At 53.8% G+C, this 22,198-nt stretch carries 20 protein-coding genes, 1 tRNA gene and 1 riboswitch; of the genes, 16 read left to right on the forward strand and 5 right to left on the reverse strand.

Annotated features, from left to right (window positions below; translation table 11 throughout):
• Positions 1–234: 234 nt before the first annotated feature.
• The 8 genes from HPY71_04315 to HPY71_04350 all read left to right on the forward strand — a co-directional run bounded on the left by HPY71_04315 (position 235) and on the right by HPY71_04350 (position 7,619).
• On the forward strand, positions 235–960 hold the full coding sequence (locus HPY71_04315) for a DtxR family transcriptional regulator (protein ID NPV52731.1): 726 nt from the start codon (positions 235–237) through the stop codon (positions 958–960).
• Between the two features lie 82 nt (positions 961–1,042).
• On the forward strand, positions 1,043–1,312 hold the full coding sequence (locus tag HPY71_04320; GenBank protein NPV52732.1) for a ferrous iron transport protein A: 270 nt from the start codon (positions 1,043–1,045) through the stop codon (positions 1,310–1,312).
• Between the two features lie 91 nt (positions 1,313–1,403).
• Entirely contained in the window at positions 1,404–2,012 is a 609-nt protein-coding gene (locus tag HPY71_04325; protein ID NPV52733.1) for a GTP-binding protein, read from the forward strand.
• Positions 2,013–2,272: 260 nt separating this feature from the next.
• Positions 2,273–3,190, forward strand: a complete 918-nt coding sequence (locus tag HPY71_04330; protein NPV52734.1) for an aldo/keto reductase — start codon at positions 2,273–2,275, stop codon at positions 3,188–3,190.
• A 515-nt stretch (positions 3,191–3,705) separates the two neighbouring features.
• Entirely contained in the window at positions 3,706–4,233 is a 528-nt protein-coding gene (locus HPY71_04335; protein NPV52735.1) for a transcriptional repressor, read from the forward strand.
• A gap of 64 nt (positions 4,234–4,297) precedes the next feature.
• Complete coding sequence (locus HPY71_04340; protein NPV52736.1) at positions 4,298–4,471, forward strand: 4Fe-4S binding protein; 174 nt, start codon at positions 4,298–4,300, stop codon at positions 4,469–4,471.
• 204 nt (positions 4,472–4,675) lie between these two features.
• Positions 4,676–6,808 (forward strand): ribonucleoside triphosphate reductase, encoded by a 2,133-nt coding sequence (locus HPY71_04345; protein ID NPV52737.1) that lies wholly within the window; start codon positions 4,676–4,678, stop codon positions 6,806–6,808.
• Positions 6,809–6,926: 118 nt separating this feature from the next.
• On the forward strand, positions 6,927–7,619 hold the full coding sequence (locus tag HPY71_04350) for an anaerobic ribonucleoside-triphosphate reductase activating protein (GenBank protein ID NPV52738.1): 693 nt from the start codon (positions 6,927–6,929) through the stop codon (positions 7,617–7,619).
• Between the two features lie 205 nt (positions 7,620–7,824).
• Here the strand turns inward: HPY71_04350 and HPY71_04355 are convergent, their stop codons facing one another.
• From HPY71_04355 to ribD, 4 genes are read right to left on the reverse strand one after another with little or no spacing between them, the layout of a single operon-like run.
• Positions 7,825–8,292 carry a 6,7-dimethyl-8-ribityllumazine synthase gene (locus HPY71_04355; protein ID NPV52739.1) on the reverse strand — a complete coding sequence of 156 codons (468 nt, stop codon included), beginning with the start codon at positions 8,290–8,292 and terminating at the stop codon, positions 7,825–7,827.
• Complete coding sequence (locus HPY71_04360; protein ID NPV52740.1) at positions 8,276–9,508, reverse strand: bifunctional 3,4-dihydroxy-2-butanone-4-phosphate synthase/GTP cyclohydrolase II; 1,233 nt, start codon at positions 9,506–9,508, stop codon at positions 8,276–8,278. Before HPY71_04360 ends, HPY71_04355 begins: the two co-directional genes overlap by 17 nt.
• Positions 9,509–9,524: 16 nt before the next feature.
• Positions 9,525–10,211: a riboflavin synthase gene (locus tag HPY71_04365; protein NPV52741.1), complete on the reverse strand. Its 687-nt coding sequence runs from the start codon at positions 10,209–10,211 to the stop codon at positions 9,525–9,527.
• Between the two features lie 13 nt (positions 10,212–10,224).
• Positions 10,225–11,403 (reverse strand): bifunctional diaminohydroxyphosphoribosylaminopyrimidine deaminase/5-amino-6-(5-phosphoribosylamino)uracil reductase RibD, encoded by a 1,179-nt coding sequence (gene ribD, locus HPY71_04370; GenBank protein ID NPV52742.1) that lies wholly within the window; start codon positions 11,401–11,403, stop codon positions 10,225–10,227.
• A 206-nt stretch (positions 11,404–11,609) separates the two neighbouring features.
• Positions 11,610–11,755: riboswitch (FMN riboswitch) on the reverse strand.
• Positions 11,756–11,969: 214 nt separating this feature from the next.
• On the opposite strand from ribD, the gene scfB reads away from it, so the two are divergent.
• The 3 genes from scfB to HPY71_04385 all read left to right on the forward strand — a co-directional run bounded on the left by scfB (position 11,970) and on the right by HPY71_04385 (position 15,819).
• Positions 11,970–13,394: a thioether cross-link-forming SCIFF peptide maturase gene (scfB, locus tag HPY71_04375; protein NPV52743.1), complete on the forward strand. Its 1,425-nt coding sequence runs from the start codon at positions 11,970–11,972 to the stop codon at positions 13,392–13,394.
• Positions 13,395–13,526: 132 nt separating this feature from the next.
• Positions 13,527–14,420: a hypothetical protein gene (locus HPY71_04380; protein ID NPV52744.1), complete on the forward strand. Its 894-nt coding sequence runs from the start codon at positions 13,527–13,529 to the stop codon at positions 14,418–14,420.
• An 88-nt stretch (positions 14,421–14,508) separates the two neighbouring features.
• Entirely contained in the window at positions 14,509–15,819 is a 1,311-nt protein-coding gene (locus HPY71_04385; protein ID NPV52745.1) for a glycosyltransferase family 4 protein, read from the forward strand.
• Here HPY71_04385 and HPY71_04390 read toward each other — a convergent pair.
• Positions 15,809–15,955 carry a hypothetical protein gene (locus tag HPY71_04390; GenBank protein NPV52746.1) on the reverse strand — a complete coding sequence of 49 codons (147 nt, stop codon included), beginning with the start codon at positions 15,953–15,955 and terminating at the stop codon, positions 15,809–15,811. The genes HPY71_04385 and HPY71_04390 overlap by 11 nt on opposite strands.
• A 7-nt stretch (positions 15,956–15,962) precedes the next feature.
• On the opposite strand from HPY71_04390, the gene HPY71_04395 reads away from it, so the two are divergent.
• From HPY71_04395 to HPY71_04415, 5 genes are all read left to right on the forward strand, one after another.
• Positions 15,963–18,200 (forward strand): hypothetical protein, encoded by a 2,238-nt coding sequence (locus HPY71_04395; protein ID NPV52747.1) that lies wholly within the window; start codon positions 15,963–15,965, stop codon positions 18,198–18,200.
• A gap of 155 nt (positions 18,201–18,355) precedes the next feature.
• A tRNA-Pro gene (locus tag HPY71_04400) sits at positions 18,356–18,432 on the forward strand.
• A gap of 360 nt (positions 18,433–18,792) precedes the next feature.
• On the forward strand, positions 18,793–19,164 hold the full coding sequence (locus HPY71_04405; protein NPV52748.1) for a TIGR04086 family membrane protein: 372 nt from the start codon (positions 18,793–18,795) through the stop codon (positions 19,162–19,164).
• A gap of 629 nt (positions 19,165–19,793) precedes the next feature.
• A complete protein-coding gene (locus tag HPY71_04410; protein NPV52749.1) occupies positions 19,794–20,165 on the forward strand; it encodes a hypothetical protein in 372 nt (123 codons plus the stop codon).
• Positions 20,166–20,523: 358 nt separating this feature from the next.
• A complete protein-coding gene (locus tag HPY71_04415; protein ID NPV52750.1) occupies positions 20,524–22,155 on the forward strand; it encodes an extracellular solute-binding protein in 1,632 nt (543 codons plus the stop codon).
• Positions 22,156–22,198 lie beyond the last annotated feature (43 nt).

Below are 22,198 nucleotides of genomic sequence, written 5' to 3' on the forward strand. Positions count from 1 at the left end.
GCGTTTCGTAGACCGCCCGCCACTTATTTAAGTAGTTAGCAGGAAGAGGCAAAATTTCTTTTTAAAGGGCTTGACAGCCAGTGCTTGTCGATAGTATATTTATTGTGAAAGATTGAGAATGATTCTCAATATAACAGTTTATAATAGTTTATCTTTGGAACCGGTAAGGATTTTTGTTTCCCCATAAGTTAGGCATACCTAACTTATAATGCGTTTATTGAAGAAGGTGAGGGTGTGAGCGAGGCCTACGTCATATCTACGGCTATGCAGGATTACCTGGAAACTATTTTGGAACTTTCAGAGAAAAAGGGCTTGGTAAGGGTTACGGATATAGCCGCCAAATTAGGTATCGCCAAGGCCAGCGTGAATCAGGCTATCCACAGCTTGAAGGGCCTCAAGCTGGCAAGACATGAGCGATATGGCCCGATTGAGCTTACTTCGAAAGGCCGAGAACATGCAGTCAAGATTCGCCGCAGACACCAGCTTCTGCGTAAATTCCTGATCGAGGTCCTGGATGTTGATCCTAAAACTGCTGAAAAGGACGCTTGCTTGATGGAACACGTAATCAGCCCGGTAACGCTGGAGCGGCTGATAGAATTCCTGGAGACGATGAGCTCCTCAAAGGAGATGCTTACCAACGGCGAGGTCGAGGCCTCAAAGAAAGCCGAGAAAATAGCAACTGAAAAGGGGATTTTAAAAATGGGTGCGATCAATAAGACTAATGTTCCTGATGTTCGGGCGCTGAGCGAGCTCAAGCCGGGCACTAGAGGAAAGGTGATCCGCATCGTAGGCACAAGGGAAGTGCGGCGCCGAATCCTCGATATGGGCGTGGTCCCCGGAGCAAAGATAGTGATTGAAGGGGTGGCGCCGTTGGGCGATCCTATCGAGGTTATGGTGAAGGGTTATCATCTGAGCCTTCGCAAAAATGAAGCGGCGGATATTTTTGTTGAACTATTGTAATGCTCTGTGGATGCGTCCACGGGCCATAATATGTACTGGGTAACTATGGTGGGTTATAGCGAGATCGAGGTGTTTTTAGAGTATGGAAAATGGCGCGTTACCTCTTAGTTTTTTACCGACAGGTCGAGATGCTACCATCAAAGATGTCCTTGGTGGCTTCGGTCTCCGTCGAAAGCTAACGGAGCTGGGAGTTGTACGGGGGCGGCTCATTCGCGTTGTTCAGAATGATTTCGCCGGTCCGATAATTATTTCAGTGGGAGATGGCCGCCTGGCCCTTGGACGCGGGATGGCTCAAAAAATAATAGTGGAAGAGCTAAATGGCAAAAGAGCTGCATTTGATGATCCCAATTAGATAACTAATGAAATGCTGAGTAACATTCGTTTTAATTTTAATTCCTGGATTTCCCTAAATGGTTTATTGGGTTATTGTTTTTTGGGATACTATGTTAGGTCAGCCTAACAAATTTGCGTGGGAGGGAACACCTGTGGAAGCAAGGGCGAAGACGGGAACTGAGAAGGAGATTGTACTTGCTTTAGCTGGCAATCCAAATTCGGGAAAGACGAGCATATTCAATGATCTTACTGGTGCACGTCAGCATGTGGGGAACTGGCCTGGCGTTACGGTCGAAAAGAAGGAAGGAAGCCTTACCTACCAGGGCGAAACCATCCGTGTTGTGGATTTACCGGGGACTTATAGCCTTGGCGCTTATTCTGAGGATGAGCTGATAGCCCGGAACTTCATTCTTTTTGAAAGGCCTGATGTAGTGATCAATGTGGTTGATGCTTCAAACATTGAGCGCAACCTCTACCTGACTATCCAGATGTTGGAGATGGGTGCGAACGTCGTGATCGCCTTGAATATGTTCGATGAGGCGAAGGCGCGCAAAATCGAGATCGATGTAACAAGGCTCTCAGAGCTCTTGGGCGTACCCGTGGTGCCGACAGTAGCTACAAAAAATGAGGGAATTAAAGAGCTCATTTCTGAAACTGTAAAAAGAGCAAGGGAAGCTCGCCCCAAACCATTAAAAGTGAGTTACGGGGGGAAAATGTAGAATAAGAGTTACAAATAAAATGTAGAATAAATCAGGGTGTTAGAAAGTCGGACATGATTTTCGTGGCTTGATCTTCTAAGTGCATGCCTTCCATACGCGTGGGACTTCCGGAGTCAAAGGTCTCCCTGTCGGAAGAGATTCACTTCAGACTTGGAGGGGAGCGAAAGCCTGGTCGGGGGAGACCGGTTGACATGAGTTAACATGCATCGTTAAAGAGTGTTGAGTTTTCCGACCAGGCAAGGAATAATATGGGGACTCGAGTGATTCTCGGATCGAGTGGTCTTTCTGTCAGCCCTATATGTTTCGGTACATGGCAGCTATCTCCTAGGTTTTGGGGCGCACAATCGGAGGGAGAGATTATATCTGCAATACATCGGGCTTTCGAGGTGGGCGTCAATTTCTATGACACAGCAGATGCCTATGGAGATGGCCTTGCTGAGACTGTCCTTGGTAAAGCGGTCAAGGCATTACCTCGTGACCAGGTAATAGTGGCCACCAAGGTATATCATCATTTCTATCCCGATGGGCATAGGCATCCGGATCTTTCGCGCGACTATATCCTCAAGGAATGCGAGGCAAGCCTTCGTCGCCTGCAGATGGACTACATCGACCTCTATCAGTGCCATGCCTTTGATCTGATCACGCCACTGGAGGAAACCACCGATGCACTGGAAAAACTGAAAAAACAGGGCAAGATTCGTGCTTATGGGGTAAGCAACTTTACTGTTGAACAACTGCGCCTCGCGCGGAAGTATGGCGATTATGTAACCATCCAGCCTGATTATGATCTATTAAACACCCACATCGAGAAGGACCTTTTACCATATTGCCAATCAGAATCCATTGGGGTGTTGACATATAGTTCTTTACATCGGGGATTGCTGACCGGGAAATATAAGGGGACGGAAACCTTCACGGATCTTCGCGCCAAGGATCCGGATTTCCAGGGCGAACGATTCCGTGAATTAGCATCCCGTGTCGCAAGCCTTGCGCCCATCGCGGAGAAATACAGCATGACTATCACGCAGCTTGTTCTCACTGCCACGCTTATGCATCCAGGCATACATGTGGCAATTGTCGGAATCAAAAACTCGAATCAGATTGAAGAGGCGGCTGGAGCTATGGGGAAGACCCTTGATCGAGAAGATTACTGGCAGATCCGCAATATCTTAAGTTAAAGATAGAATTTGGGCTGTATTCTCCATGGTGGCAAATGTGGCAAGCTGATGGCATTGATTAGCTCGCCGCTGCTTTCAGCGCCCGACACCTGTCCTCCAAGAAGCACGCCTCATTCCCAACCATTGGTGGGCAAGCGATAGTTTCTGCTGAGTTTGAATTCGAGAGTTATTGCCGCTTTTCCAGGACTTACGGTGCTTGCGTGACGGGGCCTTTGAAATTTGGCATGGCCCTCGCGCCAAATTTCAACGAAGGCGCGCCGCAAGCGCGCCGTCCCCGGAACGCAACACCGTAAATCCTGGGACGTGCTGGTAAACTGGCGCAAATTAAGGAACTAGCACTTAGCATCGTTGAGAAGGAATTTTTTTATCAAAGTTATTGACATATGCCCAAAAATGTAGTTATATTATTAATGAACATATGATCGTTATCGATGTGATATAGGCAAACGACATCACGAGCTGAGCCAGTGCGATGGGATTGCTAGACAAAGATTAAGGGACTGAGGGACGTAAAGATGGCAAACATAATGGAAAAAGGTTTTTCGAACGAAGAATGGCGTCCCAAACCCCAACACGAAGGATTTCGAATTACACCACAGCGTCGAACGATAATGGAGGCGCTAAATAATCACCAGAGCGAACATCTAACTGCAGAAGAAATTTATCGCATCGTGCGTCGCCAGGGAGCAAAATTGGGGGTAGCTACCGTTTACCGGAACTTGGCCAAAATGGAGAAAATGGGGTTGGTAATCAAGATCAAGGCGGGCAGCAGCCCCGCCAAGTACGAAATTAATTCTATGCACATCTCGCCGCATTATCATTTGGTATGTTTAAGCTGCGGCAAAGTGCTTGAGGTGGATGGGACCCTGCCCGAGGATTTTCGAAAGGCTATCGCAAGGCACCAAAATTTCGAAATCGCCCACCATCCCCTTGTAGCCTTTGGCTATTGCGAAAAGTGTCGCTTGAAGCAGAATAACTTAAAAACCTTAAGGCGAAAGAACATCACATCGAATAAAAGGGTAGATATAGCAACGCGCCAATAGCACAAGGAGATAAACAAGAGATTTGGATTGAAGTTTATCATTAAATTAAGAGGGAGAGAGATAAATGGCTGCGGTGGTTGATCAAAAGAACTGCACAGGCTGTGGGCTTTGTGCGGAGGTCTGTCCGGTAGATGCTATCATTGTGGAAGACGTTGCTGAGGTCGATGCGGATAAATGCACTGAATGCGGATTCTGCGTGGATGAATGCCCTAATGAAGCCATAAAAATCATCAAATGAAAAGAAACCACGTGACCTAGAAGGAGAATTGTATGGTATGGAGAATAAATAATTAAACGCCTCAAACCCCAGCCTCCACGATGGCCTGGGGTTTTAATTCTTCACCCATTTCAGGACTCACACCTGTCTTCTTCTCATCGGCGACGGTGCCATGGGATCTTATTGAATGAGGCCGAACAGTATGGGAGAGGGGAACATCAGACTATGCTAAAGAAGATAATCAAGCGCGATGGCCGAGTAGTTGATTTCGACCAGGAGAGAATCATCAACGCCATCTTTAAGGCCGGCAAGGCAGTTGGCATCGAGGATAGGCGCCTGGCCGGCGAGCTCTCGAACGAGGTGGTCACGATCCTGGCCCATGAATTTGCCGAGCGGATACCGATGGTCGAGGATGTCCAGGATATCGTCGAGAGGGTCTTGATCGAACATGGGCAGACTAAGACCGCCAAGGCGTATATTCTCTACCGTAAACAACACGAAGAGCTCCGAGAGTTTCGTAACCTCCTCGTCAACGCCGAGAAGATGGTCGAGGAGTATGTCGGTGGCCAGGACTGGCAGATAAATGAAAACAGCAATATGAATTATTCCCTCCAGGGGCTTAACAACCATGTGATCTCGGCCGTGACCTCCAGGTACTGGCTTGAGAAAATCTACCCCGAAGAGATACGGGAGGCTCACAGGGGTGGCGACTTTCACATCCATGATCTCAGCCTCCTGGCCCCTTACTGTTGCGGCTGGAACATGGCCGATCTCCTGATGCAGGGGTTCGGTGGGGTGGCGCAGAAAATCGAAAGCGCCCCAGCCAGGCATTTCCGCACAGCCCTGGGCCAGGTGGTAAACTTCTTCTACACCCTTCAGGGCGAGGCTGCAGGCGCCCAGGCATTTGCCAACTTCGACACCTACCTTGCGCCCTTCATCGCCTTCGACGAGTTGACCTACAAGGAGGTCAAGCAGGCGCTCCAGGAATTCATCTTCAACCTAAACGTCCCGACCCGCGTAGGCTTTCAGACCCCGTTCGTGAATATCACCATGGACGTCGTAGTGCCCAAGATACTCGCCGAGGAGCCCGTCATCATCGGCGGCAAGCTGCAGGACGCCCAGTACAAGGACTTTCAGAAGGAAATGGACATGCTGAACACGGCCTTCTGCGAGGTCATGATGGAGGGCGACGCCCGGGGACGCATATTCAGCTTCCCCATCCCGACCTATAATGTCTCCGCGGACTTTGACTGGGACAGCCCTGTCATCACGCAGGTGATGGAGATGACGGCGAAATACGGCATCCCCTATTTCGCCAATTTCATCAACTCCGATCTCTCCCCTGAGGACGTCCGCAGCATGTGCTGCAGGCTTCGCATCGATAATCGTGAACTCTACAAGCGCGGCGGGGGATTATTTGGAGCGAATCCCCTCACGGGAGCCATTGGCGTGGTCACGCTCAATATGCCCAGGACCGGATATTTATCCAAATCAAAGAATGAATTCCTCGAACGGACCAGGAGGCTCATGGATCTGGCAAAGGAAAGCCTGCTGATCAAGAGGGGCGTCCTCGAACGAATGACGGAAGCGGGGCTCTATCCTTATTCGCGGCACTATTTGGGTTCAATTAAGGAACGCTTCGGCACTTACTGGCACAATCATTTCAATACGATCGGCCTTGTGGGCATGAACGAGGCCCTGCTGAATTTCATGGGGAGCGATATCACGACCCCCGGGGGCCATGCATTTGCCCTGGAGATCCTGGATTTCATGCGGAATGTGCTGGTGGGTTATCAAGAGGAAACGGGGCAGATGTTCAATTTGGAGGCCACTCCGGCGGAGGGGACGGCTTACAGGCTCGCCCGGATCGACAAAGAAGCCTACCCTGATATTATCACCGGGGGCAGCGAAGAACCTTACTATACAAATTCCACCCATCTCCCGGTCGGCTTTACATCCGATATCTTCGAGGCCCTTGATCTGCAGGAGGAGCTCCAGACGAGGTATACGGGAGGCACGGTTTTTCATGGATTCATCGGGGAACGAGTGGAGGATGTAAACACGCTCAAAAGGTTGCTCCAGAGGGTCATGTCCCGGTACAGGGTGCCGTATTTCACCATAACCCCGACCTTCAGTATCTGCCCTGATCATGGCTATGTTGCTGGCGAGCACCCGACATGCCCGGCGTGCGGAAAGCCTGCCGAGGTGTGGAGCAGGGTGGTGGGCTTCTACAGGCCCATTCAAAACTGGAATAAGGGCAAACGAAGCGAGTTTGCCGACCGGAAGGAATACGTCATTACATCAACGCCACCGGACGGCATGAGTCTTGCGAGAGCCCTGCCGGTTGCCGGTAAATAGGGAACATGAATGCTATAAACATGGCCCTGAAGAAAACATGACAATGAAGCCATGAAGAGACCATGAGGCTATAAAGATTATGAAGTTGAATTATGTAGACATGGATATGAAGATGGAGATGGAGATAAGGGGCATTCAAAAGGTCAGCCTGGTGGACTTCCCGGGGAACATCTGCATTACGATTTTCACAGGCGGATGCAACATGAGGTGCCCCTACTGCCATAACAGGGATCTGGTGCTGGGGGCGGGAAGCCTCCCCCGGATCCCGCAAGAAGAGATGCTGGCGCTCCTGGAGAGCAGGAGGGGCCTCGTGGACGGGGTCTGCATCACGGGCGGCGAGCCAACCCTGCAGGAGGGTCTCGGTGAATTCGCGGGCAAGATTAAGGACCTGGGCTTCAAGGTCAAACTCGATACCAACGGCACCAATCCTCGAATCCTTGACGAGTTGCTTAGTCAGGGCTTGCTCGACTATGTCGCTATGGACATCAAGGCGCCGCGAGATAAATACTGGGAGGTCGCCCGTTCCCGCGTAAATATGAGCGATATTGATGCCTCCATCAGGTTGATCCGGTCGAGCGAGATAGATTATGAGTTTAGAACCACGGTTGCTCCCGGCCTCATCACCGGAGAGGACCTGATTGAAATAGGCCAGTGGCTGCTGGGCGCCGGGAAGTATGTGCTGCAGCAATACGTGCCAGGGCCAACGCTCGATGAAGCCTTCGCTGACCGGCGCCCATACAGCGGCGATTGGCTTGAAAATATGGCTCGCAAATTGCGGCCTTTTTTCGAAAGGGTTGAGGTGAGAAAATAGCCTACGTAAAGCATCAGCCATTCCCACTTCCCAGGCCCGCCCGGCGGCGCCCCCTAAATATAGCTACCACAACAGGAGCCGAAACATGACTTTCCTTTCACCCCGTACTCGGATACCTGTGGATAGCATTCCCCCCCTTTGTCGGTGAATATGACCTTCCCCGGTTTCATTCCACCTCCTCAAGCGAACATGCTCCGCTCTCCTCCTACACCAGCTCCCGCAGGAGATTTGCCATCTCTATCGCCGAGAGGGCCGCATCCCATCCCTTGTTGCCGGCCTTTGTCCCCGCCCGCTCCAGGGACTGCTCTAGGTTATCGGTGGTCAGGACCCCAAAGGTGACGGGTATGCCTGTCTTGAGCGCGACCTGTGCTATCCCCTTTGCCGCCTCTGCCGCTACATATTCGAAATGAGGGGTGGCCCCCCTTATGACGGCACCGAGACAAATGACCGCGTCATATTTCTTGGATTCGGCCATTCTTTGGGCCACAAGGGGGATTTCGAAGGCCCCGGGTACCCAGGCAAGTTCTATGTCCTCGTCTGCAACGCCGTGCCTTGTGAGAGCATCCCTGGCGCCTTCCACGAGCTTTTTTACCACTAATTCGTTGAACCTGCTTGCGACGACCCCTATGCGTAACCCTTCACCGATGAGTTTCCCTTCATAGATTCTGGACATTGATTTTACCTCCCCAAATAGCCGGATTGATCAGGTGGCCGAGCTTCTCCCGTTTTGTCTCGAGGTAGCCTGCGTTGACCCCGTTCGGCGGGATCTCGATCGGCACCCTTTTGACTACCTCGATCCCATAATCTTCGAGTTCATTGATTTTATCGGGGTTGTTGGTCAAAAGACGAATAGCTGATAGGCCCAGATCCTTCAGTATCTGTGCGGCTGTCTCGTACGACCGCTCGTCCGCAGCAAATCCCAGCTCCTCGTTGGCCTCAACGGTATCCCTCCCCCGGTCCTGGAGCTCGTAGGCGCGCAGTTTATTCAGGAGCCCGATTCCCCTGCCTTCCTGCCGGAGGTAGAGCAGGACGCCGAGGCCTTCCCTTTCGATTAGTTCCAGAGCCCTCGCCAGCTGTTCTCCGCAGTCGCATCGCAAGGAGCCCAGGACATCTCCCGTGAGGCACTCTGAATGGATCCTCACGAGGACTCCCTTCTTGCCCTCGACGTCCCCTCTTACAAGGGCGAGGTGGCATTCCCTGTCCAGTAGAGATTCGTAAGCTATCACCCTGAAATCACCGAATCTCGTGGGAAGCGAGCTCACAGCTACTTTTCTTACGAGCTTCTCGTGTATCTTCCGGTATCTCACCAAGCTGGCGATAGTTACGATTCTCAGGCGGTGAAGACCGGCAAAGGCAACAAGCTCCGGAAGCCTCGCCATGGTCCCATCCTCGTTCATTATCTCGCAGATAACGCCGGCGGGGGAAAGGCCTGCAAGCCGGGCCAGATCCACGGCCGCCTCCGTATGGCCGGGCCTTGTGAGGACTCCGCCCTCCCTCGCCTCCAGGGGGAAAATATGGCCGGGTCTTGTGAGATCCTCGGGCCGCGTTTTGGGGTCAACAAGGGCCTTGACTGTCATGGCCCGTTCAAAAGCTGAAATCCCAGTAGTGACCCCCCTGGCATCCACCGAGACCATGAAGGCCGTGCCCATTTTCTCGGAGGTCTCCGCGACCATGGGCGGGATGCGGAGCTCTTGAAGCCGCTCCCGGGTCATCGCGACGCAGATGAGTCCGCGGCCATGCATGGCCATGAAATTGATGGCCGTCGGGGTGACGCATTCGGCAGCCATCACGAGGTCGCCCTCATTCTCCCTGTTTTCATCATCGCAGACTATCACCATCTTACCATCGCGGATATCTCTCAGGGCTTCATGGATACTATCGAAAATCATTGGATCACCTTCCTACTCAGTAACCAAGTTCGTGCAAGAAGTCCAGCGTAAGGGATGGAGACGCGCCTTCGTGCTGCTTGAGATACGGCTCCTTGAGATACGGCTCAAGGAGCTTTTCCACATATTTGCCTATTATGTCGGCTTCGAGATTGCACGGTTCGCCGACGCGTTTGGAGCCCAAAGCGGTAACGCTCGCGGTGTGAGGTATTATGGAAACGGTAAACCCCTCTGCGGCGCAGCTTGCGACGGTAAGGCTCACCCCATCTACGGCGACGGAACCCTTCTCTACAACGTAGCGCATCACGTTGGGAGGAGCCTTTATAGTGAAAAGGAAGCCCTCCTCTACGTCCTCGCGCTTCTCGAGATATCCGACCCCGTCCACGTGCCCTGTGACCAGGTGACCGCCGAGACGTCCGCCCAGCCTGAGGGAACGCTCGAGGTTTACTTTATCCCCCGGTGCAAGCCCCGCGAGAGCAGTTCTCCTCAAAGTCTCGGGCATCGCATATGCAAGAAAGCTCCTATTTCTGGTCAGCCGCGCTACGGTGAGGCAGGCGCCGTTTACTGCGATGCTCTCCCCTATCGTTAGCTCTGCGAAGTCAGAGCCCCCGGGGTCACCCAGGACTGCTATCTGAAGTTCCAAGGCCTCGCCCCTCCGGATGATGCCCTCGACCACGCCGGTGGATTCAATGATCCCGGTAAACATCAAGAATCACCTCCTATCCGTGACCATCAGTATCCGCGCAGTATCCGTGGCCATCAGTATTTAAATAGGCTTCGAGCAATATATCCCCGCGAAATCGTCTTACCCTGGAGATACTCAAGGTAGCACACCCGCCTATCGTACGAGCCCCCGTGCCTTCGACCCAGGTCATGGCATCCTTCCCACCGATGATTTTAGGAGCTATGAAGACCAGGACCTTATCTGCCAGCCCCTCCCCGAGGAGGGAGGCGTTGAGGCTTCCACCCCCTTCAACTAGGACCGAGGTTATCTCCTGTCTTCCCAGTTCAATTAAGACCTCCTTGATGTCCACGCGCCCTTCCTTCGGATCTGTTACTATGACCTTTGCTCCCAGATCCCTCAAGCTTTCAAGCCTCTCCGAAGGGGCGAGCGAGGTGGTAGCAACGATAGTGTCGCCAGGATTCTCCAGAAGTAGATTGGCGTCAAGCGGGATTCTGGCGTGGCTATCCAGGATAACCCTCAACGGATTCCGAGGCGCCCGCATCCGCCCCGGCCCCAGTCTTACGGTGAGCCGAGGGTTGTCGGCCAGGACGGTCCCGATGCCCACCATTATGGCGTCGTGATGCGCCCTAAGAATATGGACGTAGCGTCGTGCCTCCTCCCCCGTAATCCACCGGGAATCTCCGGTGTGAGTGGCGATCTTGCCATCGATGCTCATGACGGCTTTAATGGTGACGAAAGGAAGTTGGGTCCTCACGTATTTGATGAATACCTCGTTTAGCTTCCTCGCGTCCTCCTCCAGGACGCCGACGGTAACCTCGATTCCGGCTTCTCTCAAGCGTTGAAAGCCCTTCCCGCAGACGAGAGGGTTCGGGTCCTCCATAGAGCACACCACCCTGCCGATCCCCGCCTTGATGATAGCGTCCGTGCAGGGAGGCGTTCTGCCATAGTGACAGCAGGGTTCAAGCGTAACATAGAGCGTAGCTCCCCTGGCAAGCTCCCCTGCACGCCTCAAGGCGAACACCTCCGCGTGTGGTTCTCCGGCCATCGGGTGATAGCCCCGGCCCACGATTTGGTCGTCTTTCACAACAAGGGCCCCCACCATGGGATTGGGGGACGTTGCGCCCATTCCACGCCGTGCGAGCTTAAAGGCTATTCTCATATAGTGCTCGTCTAACCCTCCCGGATGTGCCGGGAGTTCCGGGGAGTTTTCCATATGATATACCGGATTCATCGAGTTTTCGCTCCTTACCTTCGACCCTTTTGTTTTCTGGGGCTTCGTCTCAACTGGGCTTGGTGAGAGGGGAACCCGGGGGAATTCGCCCGGCAAAGAATCCGCCCGGCAAAAAGTTGAAGCCCTGAGGCTCCCTCAGGGCTTATCGATGTCTATCTGAAAAACCACCGTCAAGAACGGCATATGCTTTTCACCCTCTTCCATCCAGACTTTCACTGTCGGCTTTGGCTTCTCACCAAATCAACCGCTCGCGCGGCTCGCGGGCTCGACACAGGCGTTATCTATACCGTGTCATACCGCCGATCGGGAATTTCACCCTGCCCTGAAGGCTTAATCTCATATTCAATTTAATTCTATAATAACATAATACTTATGTAGTTCACAAGGGTAATATCGATGTCTCGATGTCACTGATTGCAGTATATTTCCCCGGGGCATGCTGTAGTCTACAGCATGTTTTCTAAAGTTTATATCATAAATTAAGGACTTGGAAAATAGCTTTTGACATATGGCCGGAGGAGCTATATATTTTAATCTAGGTGATGAACATGGCTTCTTGGGTCGAGGACAAGGACTGGCATAGATTTCGCCTGGATGACCTCAGGCTGTTGCTGGACGTGGGCAGCGGGTCTCTCCACATGATTGACGAGATCACCTGGGATATCCTTGATTATTATGACCCCTGTGACCGCGGCGAAGGTGAGACAGAGCGGGAGGCGGTAATTGAAGCCCTCCAGGGGCGCTATCCCGTCGAGCAAATCCGCGATGCCCTGGCTGAATTGAACCAGCTACGGGCGGATGGGCTCATCGCCGCCGGTGACCCGCTGGGCAACGCCTACCGGCCAGCCGGGGATGCTATTGTCAAGGCCCTCTGCCTGATCATAACGGAGGCCTGCAATCTGCGGTGCAGGTACTGTTTTGCCGGGCGAGGAGAGCAGAGCCAGGCCAGCATGAGTGAGGCCGTGGCCAAGCGCAGCATTGATTTCCTACTGGAAAACTCGGGGAACAGGCGCCACTGCGAGGTCGACTTCTTCGGGGGAGAGCCCCTATTGAACTTTAAGACGGTCAAAGCCGCGGTTGAGTACGGCAGGCGCCAAGCGTCGAAATGCGGCAAAGAGCTGAAATTCACCCTTACGACCAACTGCGTGCTCCTGAATGATGAAGTTGCGGATTTTCTGAGGGAGCATGGTATCAGCGTTGTCCTGAGCCTTGATGGCCGGCGCGAGATCAATGATAACATGAGATTCTTCCCGGGCGGGCGGGGAACGTACGATATCATCTTGCCCAGGATAAAGGGTCTTCTCGCCTCCATTAATGGACTGGACTACTGGGTCCGCGGCACTTATACCCGGGAGAACCTGGATTTCGCCAGCGACGTGATGCACTTAGTGGATATCGGATTTCAAAGGATCTCTGTGGAGCCCGTTGTGGCTGCGGAGACTGCGGAGACAGAGGCTTTCAGCCTTCGAGGCGAGGATTTGCCTGCCATTGAGGCTGAATATGATAGACTGGCCCGGCTGTATTTGGAGTTGAAGCGACAGGGGAGGGGGTTTTCCTTCTTTCATTTCAATGTGGACCTCGATGGTGGGCCATGCATCTACAAGCGCCTTATAGGCTGCGGCGCCGGCAACGAATACCTGGCCGTATCGCCGGCGGGGGAGCTTTATCCCTGTCACCAGTTTGTAGGGCGCGGGAAGTATCTTATCGGGGACGTCTTCTCCGGCATCAGGGACCAGAATATCCGGCGAACGTTTAAGAACGCCCATATTTACAACAAACCTGAATGCAGCTCCTGCTGGGCCAGGTTTTACTGCGGCGGGGGCTGCCACGCCAATGCAGATCAGTTTCATGGGGACATCTTTCACCCCTATGAGGTGGGATGCGCTCTCATGAAGAAGCGGCTCGAGTGCGCCCTCCTGGTGCAGGCCGCTTCCACGCTAGACCAGATTGGGGCAATGTCGGAGCAGCAATAAGCAATATCGGAATAATAGCGGCGATGACCTTTTTACGGTCTTCAAGTTTACAGCTTTCGAGCCCATAAATGCGGCAAGAAAAGCGACAAGTAGACAAGTAAGAATGAGCCGAAAGGGAGGGCGCTGCCCATAATGTCCAGAGGGAAACAGGATGTATTATCCAGATTCGGTAAAGGTATTATATTATTTGATGGGGCCATGGGCACTATGTTGCTCGCGGCCGGCTTCCCGCCCGGGGAATGCCCCGAGAGGTGGAATGTAGATCATCCTGAAAAAGTAAAGGGCATTCATGAAATGTATCGTGAGGTCGGGGCGATGGTGCTGGAGACCAATACCTTTGGAGGCAACCGCAAAAAGCTTGACCGCTTCGAGCTCGGCGACCGCGTCAGGGAGTTCAACATCGCAGGGGCGAGGCTCGCACGTGAGGTGGCCGGGGAGAGCCTGCTGGTCGCCGGCTCCATGGGGCCAACCGGCGAATTCATGGAGCCCCTTGGAAGCCTCACACGGGGGCTTGCATTCGAGATATTCAGCGAGCAGGCGCGAGCCCTGGAAGAGGGCGGGGCTGATATCATCTGCATAGAGACCATGAGCGACCTGGATGAGGCGCAGGTGGCCCTGGATGCTGCAAAGGCTTCCACGCACCTGCCGGTCATGTGCCTCATGACCTTCGAAGCCTCGGGAAGAACGATAATGGGGGTATCGCCAGGGGATGCCGCTAGGGTTCTATCAACGAGAGGAGCCATAGCCCTGGGCGCGAATTGCTCCTCAGGTCCCGGGGATATGATTCGCGTAGTCAGGGAAATGGCGACGGTCACAGGGCTTCCCATAGCCGCAATACCAAACGCGGGCTTGCCGCAGCTCGTTGATGGGGCTACTGTCTACAGCGAGCAGCCTGAGAGCATGGCCGAGAGCATGATGAAGCTCATAGAGGCCGGGGCGAGTATAATTGGTGGTTGCTGTGGCACCACGCCTGAACACATTCGGGCTATGGCATCCCGTATGTCCAGGTATGGCGACCGGGCATGATCAGGCATAGCAATACAGCGATAATATATGATTATGATAATATATAGCGTTGTATAGCGATGGTGAAATAGGGGGCTGAGGAGCACTGGTGGGAAATGGGCTACCCGGCGAGCAGGTTGAACAGACTGAGAGTGAACGGACCGGGGGCGAGCGGATCAGGGTATTGTATGTCATGCGCCCTGCGGCCGGCGGCATGAAGCAGCACCTCCTGAACCTCGTTCGCGGGTTGGCCGGCTCCATGTCCGATTGTTATACACCCGCACCCGGTTGTGTAACCCCCGGTTGTATATATGATATCGCTGTAGCAGGGCCATGCGATGACGCGTCCTTGACCGCGGAGTTGCGAGATGCCGGTGCTGGGGTGTTTCATGTCCCTATCACGGGTCGGATTGATCCTATTCGCGACGCCAGGGCTATCTCACTGCTGCGGAAGCATGTGGCTGCGTTTAGGCCCCATATAGTCCACTGCCATGGCTTCAAGGCGGGGATTACAGGGCGCGCAGCGATCTCCCTTTCGCCTCGCCAAAAGCGACCCCTGATGGTCTATACAATCCACAATTCAGTGATAGAGAGAACGCGCGGGACTCCCGCGGGCGCCTTTTGCGCGTTCCTCGAATCTATGTTCGCAGGGCAGACTGACTGCGTAATAACGATCTCCGAGGCGCTTCGAAGAGACTACCTCTCAATAAGGGGGACGTGCCCGGAGAGGGTCGTATGTATCCCAAATGGCATAGACCTCTCGCGCTTCAACCACGACCCTGCTCCTGCGGATGGCCGCCCCGGGGAGGGCTCTAACCTCGGTGGCGTCGGCGATACCGTCGATAGCCAAATACGGGGCGTATGGATTGGCACCGTGGCCCGGCTCATCCCGGCCAAGGGTGTGGGTGTTTTCATCAAGGCCGCGCGGCAGCTAGTGGACCGCGGCCTGAACGCGACTTTCTTGATTGTAGGGGATGGGCCGCAGCGCCCGGAGCTCGAGACGCTGGCGGGAGACCTCGATATCCAATCCCGCGTCAGGTTTCTTGGGTTCAGGGATGACATTCCTGCTATCCTCGGGTCCCTGGATCTGTTCGTGTTGCCCACGCTTTCGGAGGGCATGTCGATAACCATCCTGGAGGCCATGGCTGCCGGCGTCCCGGTTGTCGCAAGCGACGTTGGGGGCGTTTCTGAGGTTGTGACTGATGGGGCGACAGGGTGGCTTACCACTCCAGGCGACGCTGCAGCCCTCGCCGGCGCAATGGAGACTGCTCTAAGTAACCCCGATAAGGCCCGGGCCATGGCCTCCCGGGCTCGCCTGGAGGTCAAGGAGAATTTTGACCTGCGCACGATGCTCCAGCGTACAGACAGGCTTTATAGGGACCTGTTAACCTCGAAAGGACGGGCGTGTTTCAGATCATGACCATCATCACCCTAACTAGAAACAGAACCAGAAATGGAAGCTCATTTTCAGGCCCTATCTTTTCAACCCCTACCTTGCTGGCATCGCTGGCATCCTGCATCCTGGCGCTCTGCCTCTTTTGGGGATGCCTTCTCACCCCCGCTGTGGGGATGGGGATCGCGGGCGGCGCCAAGGTGGTGCTCGTTCTTCTCGATGGGACAGCCCTTGACGAGTGGTCCGTGCCGGGCCTGCCGAATTTCCAGCGCATCCTCGGCCGGGGGGCCATCGGTTTGATGAATACACGGACCTCGAGGGCCACCATACCAAGAAATACTTACATAACCATCGGGGCCGGAACGCGTGCCCAGGGATCGGCACTCTCCGAGCTCGGGTTCAACAGATCTGAGAATTACGAAGGAGCGCGCGCCGTTGAAGTCTACATGCGCAATACCGGTATGGACCCTGGCAGTGCCGCCATTGTCCATCCTTATGTTGCCGATCTTATACGCGTCAATAGCCGGGAATACTACACGATAGAGCCGGGGGCGCTCGGCGAAGCGATTCGCGGAAGCGGTCTACGCGTCGCAGTTCTTGGTTGCTCAGATAGCGTGGATGAGCTCGCCCGGCCTGCAGTCTCCCTCGCCATGGACAAGAGCGGCCAGGTAGACCTCGGGGATGTGGGGCACAAGATGACGAAAAAGGATGTGAAGTTCCCCGGAGGGGTCAGGGATGACATTGATGTCCTGGCGGAACGCTTCAAGGGGGTTTATGCTGACGCAAGCCTCATCGTCGTCGACCTTGGTGACGCGGCCAGGGTTGAGCGTTTTAGAAACAACCTGACCGATGAGATGGTAGCGTATTATAAGCGGGCTGCGCTCCTGGCTGCCGATGATTTCCTCGCCAGGGTGCTATCCCTTGTCAATCTCGACAAAGACCTCCTGATACTCGCCTCGCCAACACCGCCGGCCTCGGTCTTTAAAACAACAAACGCGCTCAGTCCCATCGTCTGTCTCGGACCTGGTATGGACCACGGATTCTTGACGTCAGGGACCACGCACCAGCGCGGGATTGTGACCAATATCGATATAGCCCCCACCATCCTGGCTTTCCTCGGGATCAAGGCGCCGTACTCCATGCTAGGGCGTCCCATCTACAGCTTGCCTCTAGCACCCCCGCCTGGCTCGCCGATGGGCCGCCCGGAAGCTGCAACCCCTTATTCATCCGGATCCAACGGATCCAGACTCTCCCCGCCGGCCGGGGCCGCCCGGGAGAGGGTGGTGGATATGATGCTTGATCTCGAGCACAGGCTCACGCTCGACTATGGCCAGAGAGCCCCGCTGTCAAAGGCTTTTGTGGTCTTTCAGATACTTTCCATAATAGCGGTGCTGAGCCTGATATTGCTGAGGTACCGCCTCCCGGCCTATGCTATCTATTGCGGCCAGATTCTCCTTCTTACGATAGTGAGCGTCCCCCTTGCTATGCTCCTCACTTCGCAGCTTCCCGATGTGAGTATAATCGGGAGGGCGCTGCAAATAGCGGCGATAGCGCTAATAATCGCCCTGGCATGCCGGTGGATTGGGCGGGATGAGTTCACTCCATTTGTCGTGGCAGGGCTCGCCACTGCAATAGTGCTGATCGCTGATACGTTTCGTGGCGCCCGACTTATTCAGGGCTCGGTGCTCAGCTACGATGTGATCGGCGGGGCGCGATACTACGGCATCGGAAACGAATACATGGGCATCCTCATAGGGGCATCGATAATCGGGCTGGCTGCCTTCCTGGACCAGCGGCGCATAACGCCTCGATCCCGGTCATGGCCCTTGGCCAGGTGGTTGGTCATATCCGTTTTCGCGCTGGCCACGTTTGTGCTCGCGATGCCTTCGCTCGGCGCCAACCTCGGGGGCACCATATCGGCAGTGGCTGCCTTTGGGGCTTCATATATAGGGTTTACAGGGAGGCGCGTTACGGCCCGTCACATCCTGGGATTGATGGTTGCGGGACTCGTTGTGACCGTCGGATTATCCCTTTTCGATTCGCTGGTAAGAGGGGCGAGCGAGTCGCACTGGGGCAAGACTGTAGATGTTATTGCCGGCGGAGGTGTATCCGAGCTGGGGAGGATTATGATGAGGAAGATATCAATGAACCTGAAGCTCATACGCTATACCATCTGGACCAGGGTGCTGTTGAGCTTCATACTCGTATTCTCGGTGCTGGTGGTGCGCCCGGTCGGCCTGCTGGTATCCTTGTGGCAGCGCAACCCCGCATTCACCCGGGGTTTTACCGGGTGCCTTGTCGGTTGCGTAGTTGCCTTCGCTGTAAATGACTCTGGCGTGGTGGCTGCCGCGACTACTATACTTTTTCCCTCAATGTTTCTTTTATACCTGGCGCTGACGCAAAGATAGGCGGGTTCGCAGATCAGCGATCAGCCATCGTGTCAGCGGCTACCGATGCGGCATGGCGAGCGTGCGGCGTGCATGCGTCAGCTCTGAAGCGTGCGAGCGTGCGAGAGTTTTATTGACATTCAACCGGTATTCAGGTATACTATAATCGTTGCAGTCGGGGCATGGCGCAGGTTGGTAGCGCGCTTGGTTCGGGACTAAGAGGTCGGCGGTTCGAGTCCGCCTGCCCCGACCATTTTTGTTACGATACAGTGTCGTATATTCCCCTGCATTCTATGACCTTTCATTGTGACCTTTCATATGGACTATTAACCCCGGTAGCCTTCGCCATGCTAACCTTGTCCCTGGCCTTTCCCGTTAATACCTTTCCATCAGCTCCATATTAATATCCCTCAATTGATGCGCCATGCATATTATTATGAAGTAATGGATGAAGTAATGGGTATGCATATCACGCTACACACGACAAGTATGGGAATTAGAATCATACAGGCATATATAATCATGTAGTGAATATCCTTGGGTACAGGAAGAGGGTCCACCCCTGTGGTTCACCCCCGTCTGATATATTCTCTCGCCCCGGGAGGTGAGGGGTATGTTTATTCCCGCAGTCTTCTCCGGCCTCCTGTATGCATGGGTTGTTCTCGCCCTTGGATGCCTCTTTGCGGCCATCGCCTCTCTCCTGCTTGACCTCAACCAGGGCATCATGCCAATGATTCTAACGTGGATTAGCTACGCCGCTGTCATAATTGGGGGGTTGGTGGCGGGCAGGAGGTATAAGCGCCGCGGCATCATAGTCGGTGGCGTCGTCGGCCTGGCGTACGTTCTCCTGATCCTGGCCATAGGATCAGCGGGTGGGGGAGGTATGGAGGGAATCTCCACTATAGAAGCCCTTGAGCGCCTGGCCTTTTCTATAGCGGCCGGGGCCCTGGGTGGCATTCTAGGCGTTAACCTTGGCGCTTCCTGAGTTACGCCCCGGGTTTTATTATAGCGTCACCCCGGGTTTTGTAACGTTATTGCGGCTTCGTAGCATTAAATATATCGGAAACATATCGGGTTCGGGGAATAGGCCCTGGAGATTGGAGATTAAATCTGGTACAATATTTCCTACCCGTGCTCGAAATAATATATATGAAGGATCAGGGCGTAAGATCCAGTTCGAAATGGGTGGGGTAAAAAAAGCATTGCCTATCATTTGAACCCCGGCAAGAAGGATTTTATGGGGCGATGTCGAAACAAATAAATCAAGGGAAGGACAGCGTGGAAGGGGCGGTCAGCTTTGAATGGGTTTGGCGCAGTGAGGAAGGTGGGATTCCTCGGCTCCACGGGGGGGCGCGGTGGAGAGTTCTGGATAGACTGGGCACAAGTCGGTCTGACGACAATGTGCCCAGTTTCTCATTTTTGGGGTTTCTTGTTAAGAGATGAAGAGATGGGACCGGGAATCCCGGATTGGCGACCCGAGATAACCTGGGTTGAAGACCCGAGGTAATTGAAACTGAAATAGATTAGAACAGATTGATATGTCATGAAAGGACAAAGGATAGAGGATAGAGGATAAATGACGGCCCGGGAGGGCGTGAAGGAGGAGGATGCAATATGGTCGAGCTTACGAGCGAGGATGTTATAAGGGGCCTCAAGCGGCTCAAGAGCCTCGCCAAGCAGGACATCCTCGCAAGCAGCCTGACAAAGAACCCCGTTTTCTGGTCGAAACATGCAGGCGCCCGTAAAGAAAAATATGAAGAGTTGATAGCTCTGGTGGAAAAACACGGCGTCTCCGGCGCATGTGAAATCGCGGCTCGACAATACTCCGAGCTGCCAGTTGCTGGTGTCGCTAATGGCGGTAACAACGAGGCCCCTCCAGAGGTGATAGGACAGGGACAGGCTCTGAGGCTCTTCTTTAACACCCTGGGGATGGATGAAAGCTCGCTGCATGAGATCAAACGAAAGGTTCAGGGAGGGAGCAGTTAGATTTAGGTTCCTGAAGTGGCCAGCTCATGGCCAGAGTCGCCGCACCCCGGGCTGCTCTGGCCATGAGCTGGTTCTGGCCCGTTAATACGAAGTATTTCCTCTGGTATAGTTGTTTTATATTATTACTCTTAATATTTTGAATTTACTTTAATTAAGAGGATTTCCATCGTGGGTGTAGAATATAAATAATCTGGTTAACTGCTAGAACTAGATGATCTAGATATGGAGAGGAGGTGACCCCAAAAGGGGGGGCGTATAAAAGAGGGCTTGGCCTAGCCCAGGCAGCTAGTCCACCAGCGGGTATCAAGTTAAACTCAGGATAACTCAGGATCAGGAGGTGCCATCAAGAATGATGAGAATGCGAAATCTTGGTATTCTGGTGATTGCCGGCTTCGCCATTCTGGCACTTGCGTTACCTGTATTTGCTGAGCAATATGTGACCTGGGGAAAGGATGGAAGCTGCGTTCTAACCACCCTTGACGGCGAAAAGATCGAATTCGCACCTGGCGAGCTTGGAACCTTATTTGGCCCCGGCAAGCAGCCATTCAAGGGCAAGAAGATCGCCATAACCGTTAACGCAGCCGGTCCGAAAGGTGGCATATGCGGCCCGCTTTACAGGTTCAGGCCGGCGTGGGAAGAGCTTACAGGCGCGAAGCTGGATATTGTCGAGATACCATTCGCCGAGCATTACACGAAGGTCATGAACGATCTTAGGCTGGGGATCGGCCAATATGATGGGTTTATGACCGGGTCGTTCTGGTATGGAGACCTAGTCGGCGGCAACTATATAATCCCCGTAGATGATTATATAAAAGACCCACGGTTCCCGAAGTGGGATCCAAACTCTATGCCCAACTCTCTACGGACCCTGTACAGCTGGGGTGGCAAGATGTACGGGGTCTTAAACGATGCTGATGGCCAGGTCCTGTACTACCGGAAAGACATCCTCACGGACGCGAAATGGCGTGAGGCGTTCAAAAAAGAATACAAGTACGACCTGCCCGTCCCACCCAAGACATGGGACCAGGTCCTAGATATCGCCAAATTCTTTAATGGCAAGGACTGGAACAAAGATGGTGAACCCGATTCCGGCATAGTCCTTCACCCGAAGGTCGGGGAGCAGGGCATGTTCCATTTCATGTCTCTCTCGGCCCCGTTTGTATATCTGCCTGGGCCAAAGGTTGATAAGGCACATAATCTCTACTGGTTTGACCCCGAAACGATGGAGCCCCTCATTAATAGCCCCGGCCACGTGAAAGCCCTGGAATTCCTGCTCGAGCTCGCAAAGACCGGGCCTAAGGCCCAGGTCGGGTGGAGCCTCGGCGAGGCGTGGGACTACTTCCTGCGTGGCAAGTCCATATTCGTGTTCTCCTGGGGTGACGTCGGGGCTCTGGTCCAGGATACGAGCAGGTCAAAGGTAAAAGGGAAGATCGGCGCGTCCATTCTGCCCGGGTGCTATGAGGTCTACGATCGCTCCAAGGGCAAGTTCGTGAAGCTCGACAAGCCCAATATCGTCGGCAATACCACAGGCGGGAGTTGGCACGGTGTCATCTCGAGGCTTTCCAAAAACCCCGACGTTGTCTACAGTCTCCTTGCGTTGCATGCGACTAAACCTGTAAGCCTGTGGAACGCCAGCCGCGGGTGGACTGGGGTTGATCCAGGGTATAAATATCAATTCCTGCCGCCCGAGGGCACGGCCAATCTAAAGGATTACCTGGCTGAAGGCTGGAGTGAAAACGATATACGGGAGTACCTCAAGGCTTACCACGACAACTTCTATGCAGAGCATGTTGTGACATACCTCAGAATACCCGGAGCCTTTGAGTATTTTACAACCCTCGATCAAAACCTGTCAGCGGCTATGAGCGGCCAGCTTACACCCAAGGCCGCGCTTGACAAGACGGCGAAACAATGGGATGAGATTACAGATAGGCTCGGCCGGGCCCAGCAGCTCAAGCTCTACCAGGAGGCAATAGGTTACAAGAAGTAGAGCGGGGGAGCGTGGTAGGGAAGGGTAGGTATAACAGGATATA

This window comes from Bacillota bacterium (assembly GCA_013178125.1).
In the GTDB taxonomy this organism is placed as follows: Bacteria; Bacillota; SHA-98; order Ch115; family JABLXJ01; genus JABLXL01.

Coding starts and splice junctions, on each gene's coding strand:
- HPY71_04320 (NPV52732.1), top strand. CDS start 1,043: ATGGAAAATGGCGCGTTACCTCTTAGTTTTTTACCGACAGGTCGAGAT.
- HPY71_04325 (NPV52733.1), top strand. CDS start 1,404: ATGTTAGGTCAGCCTAACAAATTTGCGTGGGAGGGAACACCTGTGGAA.
- HPY71_04335 (NPV52735.1), top strand. CDS start 3,706: ATGGCAAACATAATGGAAAAAGGTTTTTCGAACGAAGAATGGCGTCCC.
- HPY71_04340 (NPV52736.1), top strand. CDS start 4,298: ATGGCTGCGGTGGTTGATCAAAAGAACTGCACAGGCTGTGGGCTTTGT.
- HPY71_04345 (NPV52737.1), top strand. CDS start 4,676: ATGCTAAAGAAGATAATCAAGCGCGATGGCCGAGTAGTTGATTTCGAC.
- HPY71_04350 (NPV52738.1), top strand. CDS start 6,927: ATGGAGATAAGGGGCATTCAAAAGGTCAGCCTGGTGGACTTCCCGGGG.
- HPY71_04355 (NPV52739.1), bottom strand. CDS start 8,292: ATGTCCAGAATCTATGAAGGGAAACTCATCGGTGAAGGGTTACGCATA.
- HPY71_04360 (NPV52740.1), bottom strand. CDS start 9,508: ATGATTTTCGATAGTATCCATGAAGCCCTGAGAGATATCCGCGATGGT.
- HPY71_04365 (NPV52741.1), bottom strand. CDS start 10,211: ATGTTTACCGGGATCATTGAATCCACCGGCGTGGTCGAGGGCATCATC.
- ribD (NPV52742.1), bottom strand. CDS start 11,403: ATGGAAAACTCCCCGGAACTCCCGGCACATCCGGGAGGGTTAGACGAG.
- scfB (NPV52743.1), top strand. CDS start 11,970: ATGGCTTCTTGGGTCGAGGACAAGGACTGGCATAGATTTCGCCTGGAT.
- HPY71_04380 (NPV52744.1), top strand. CDS start 13,527: ATGTCCAGAGGGAAACAGGATGTATTATCCAGATTCGGTAAAGGTATT.
- HPY71_04405 (NPV52748.1), top strand. CDS start 18,793: ATGTTTATTCCCGCAGTCTTCTCCGGCCTCCTGTATGCATGGGTTGTT.
- HPY71_04410 (NPV52749.1), top strand. CDS start 19,794: ATGGTCGAGCTTACGAGCGAGGATGTTATAAGGGGCCTCAAGCGGCTC.
- HPY71_04415 (NPV52750.1), top strand. CDS start 20,524: ATGCGAAATCTTGGTATTCTGGTGATTGCCGGCTTCGCCATTCTGGCA.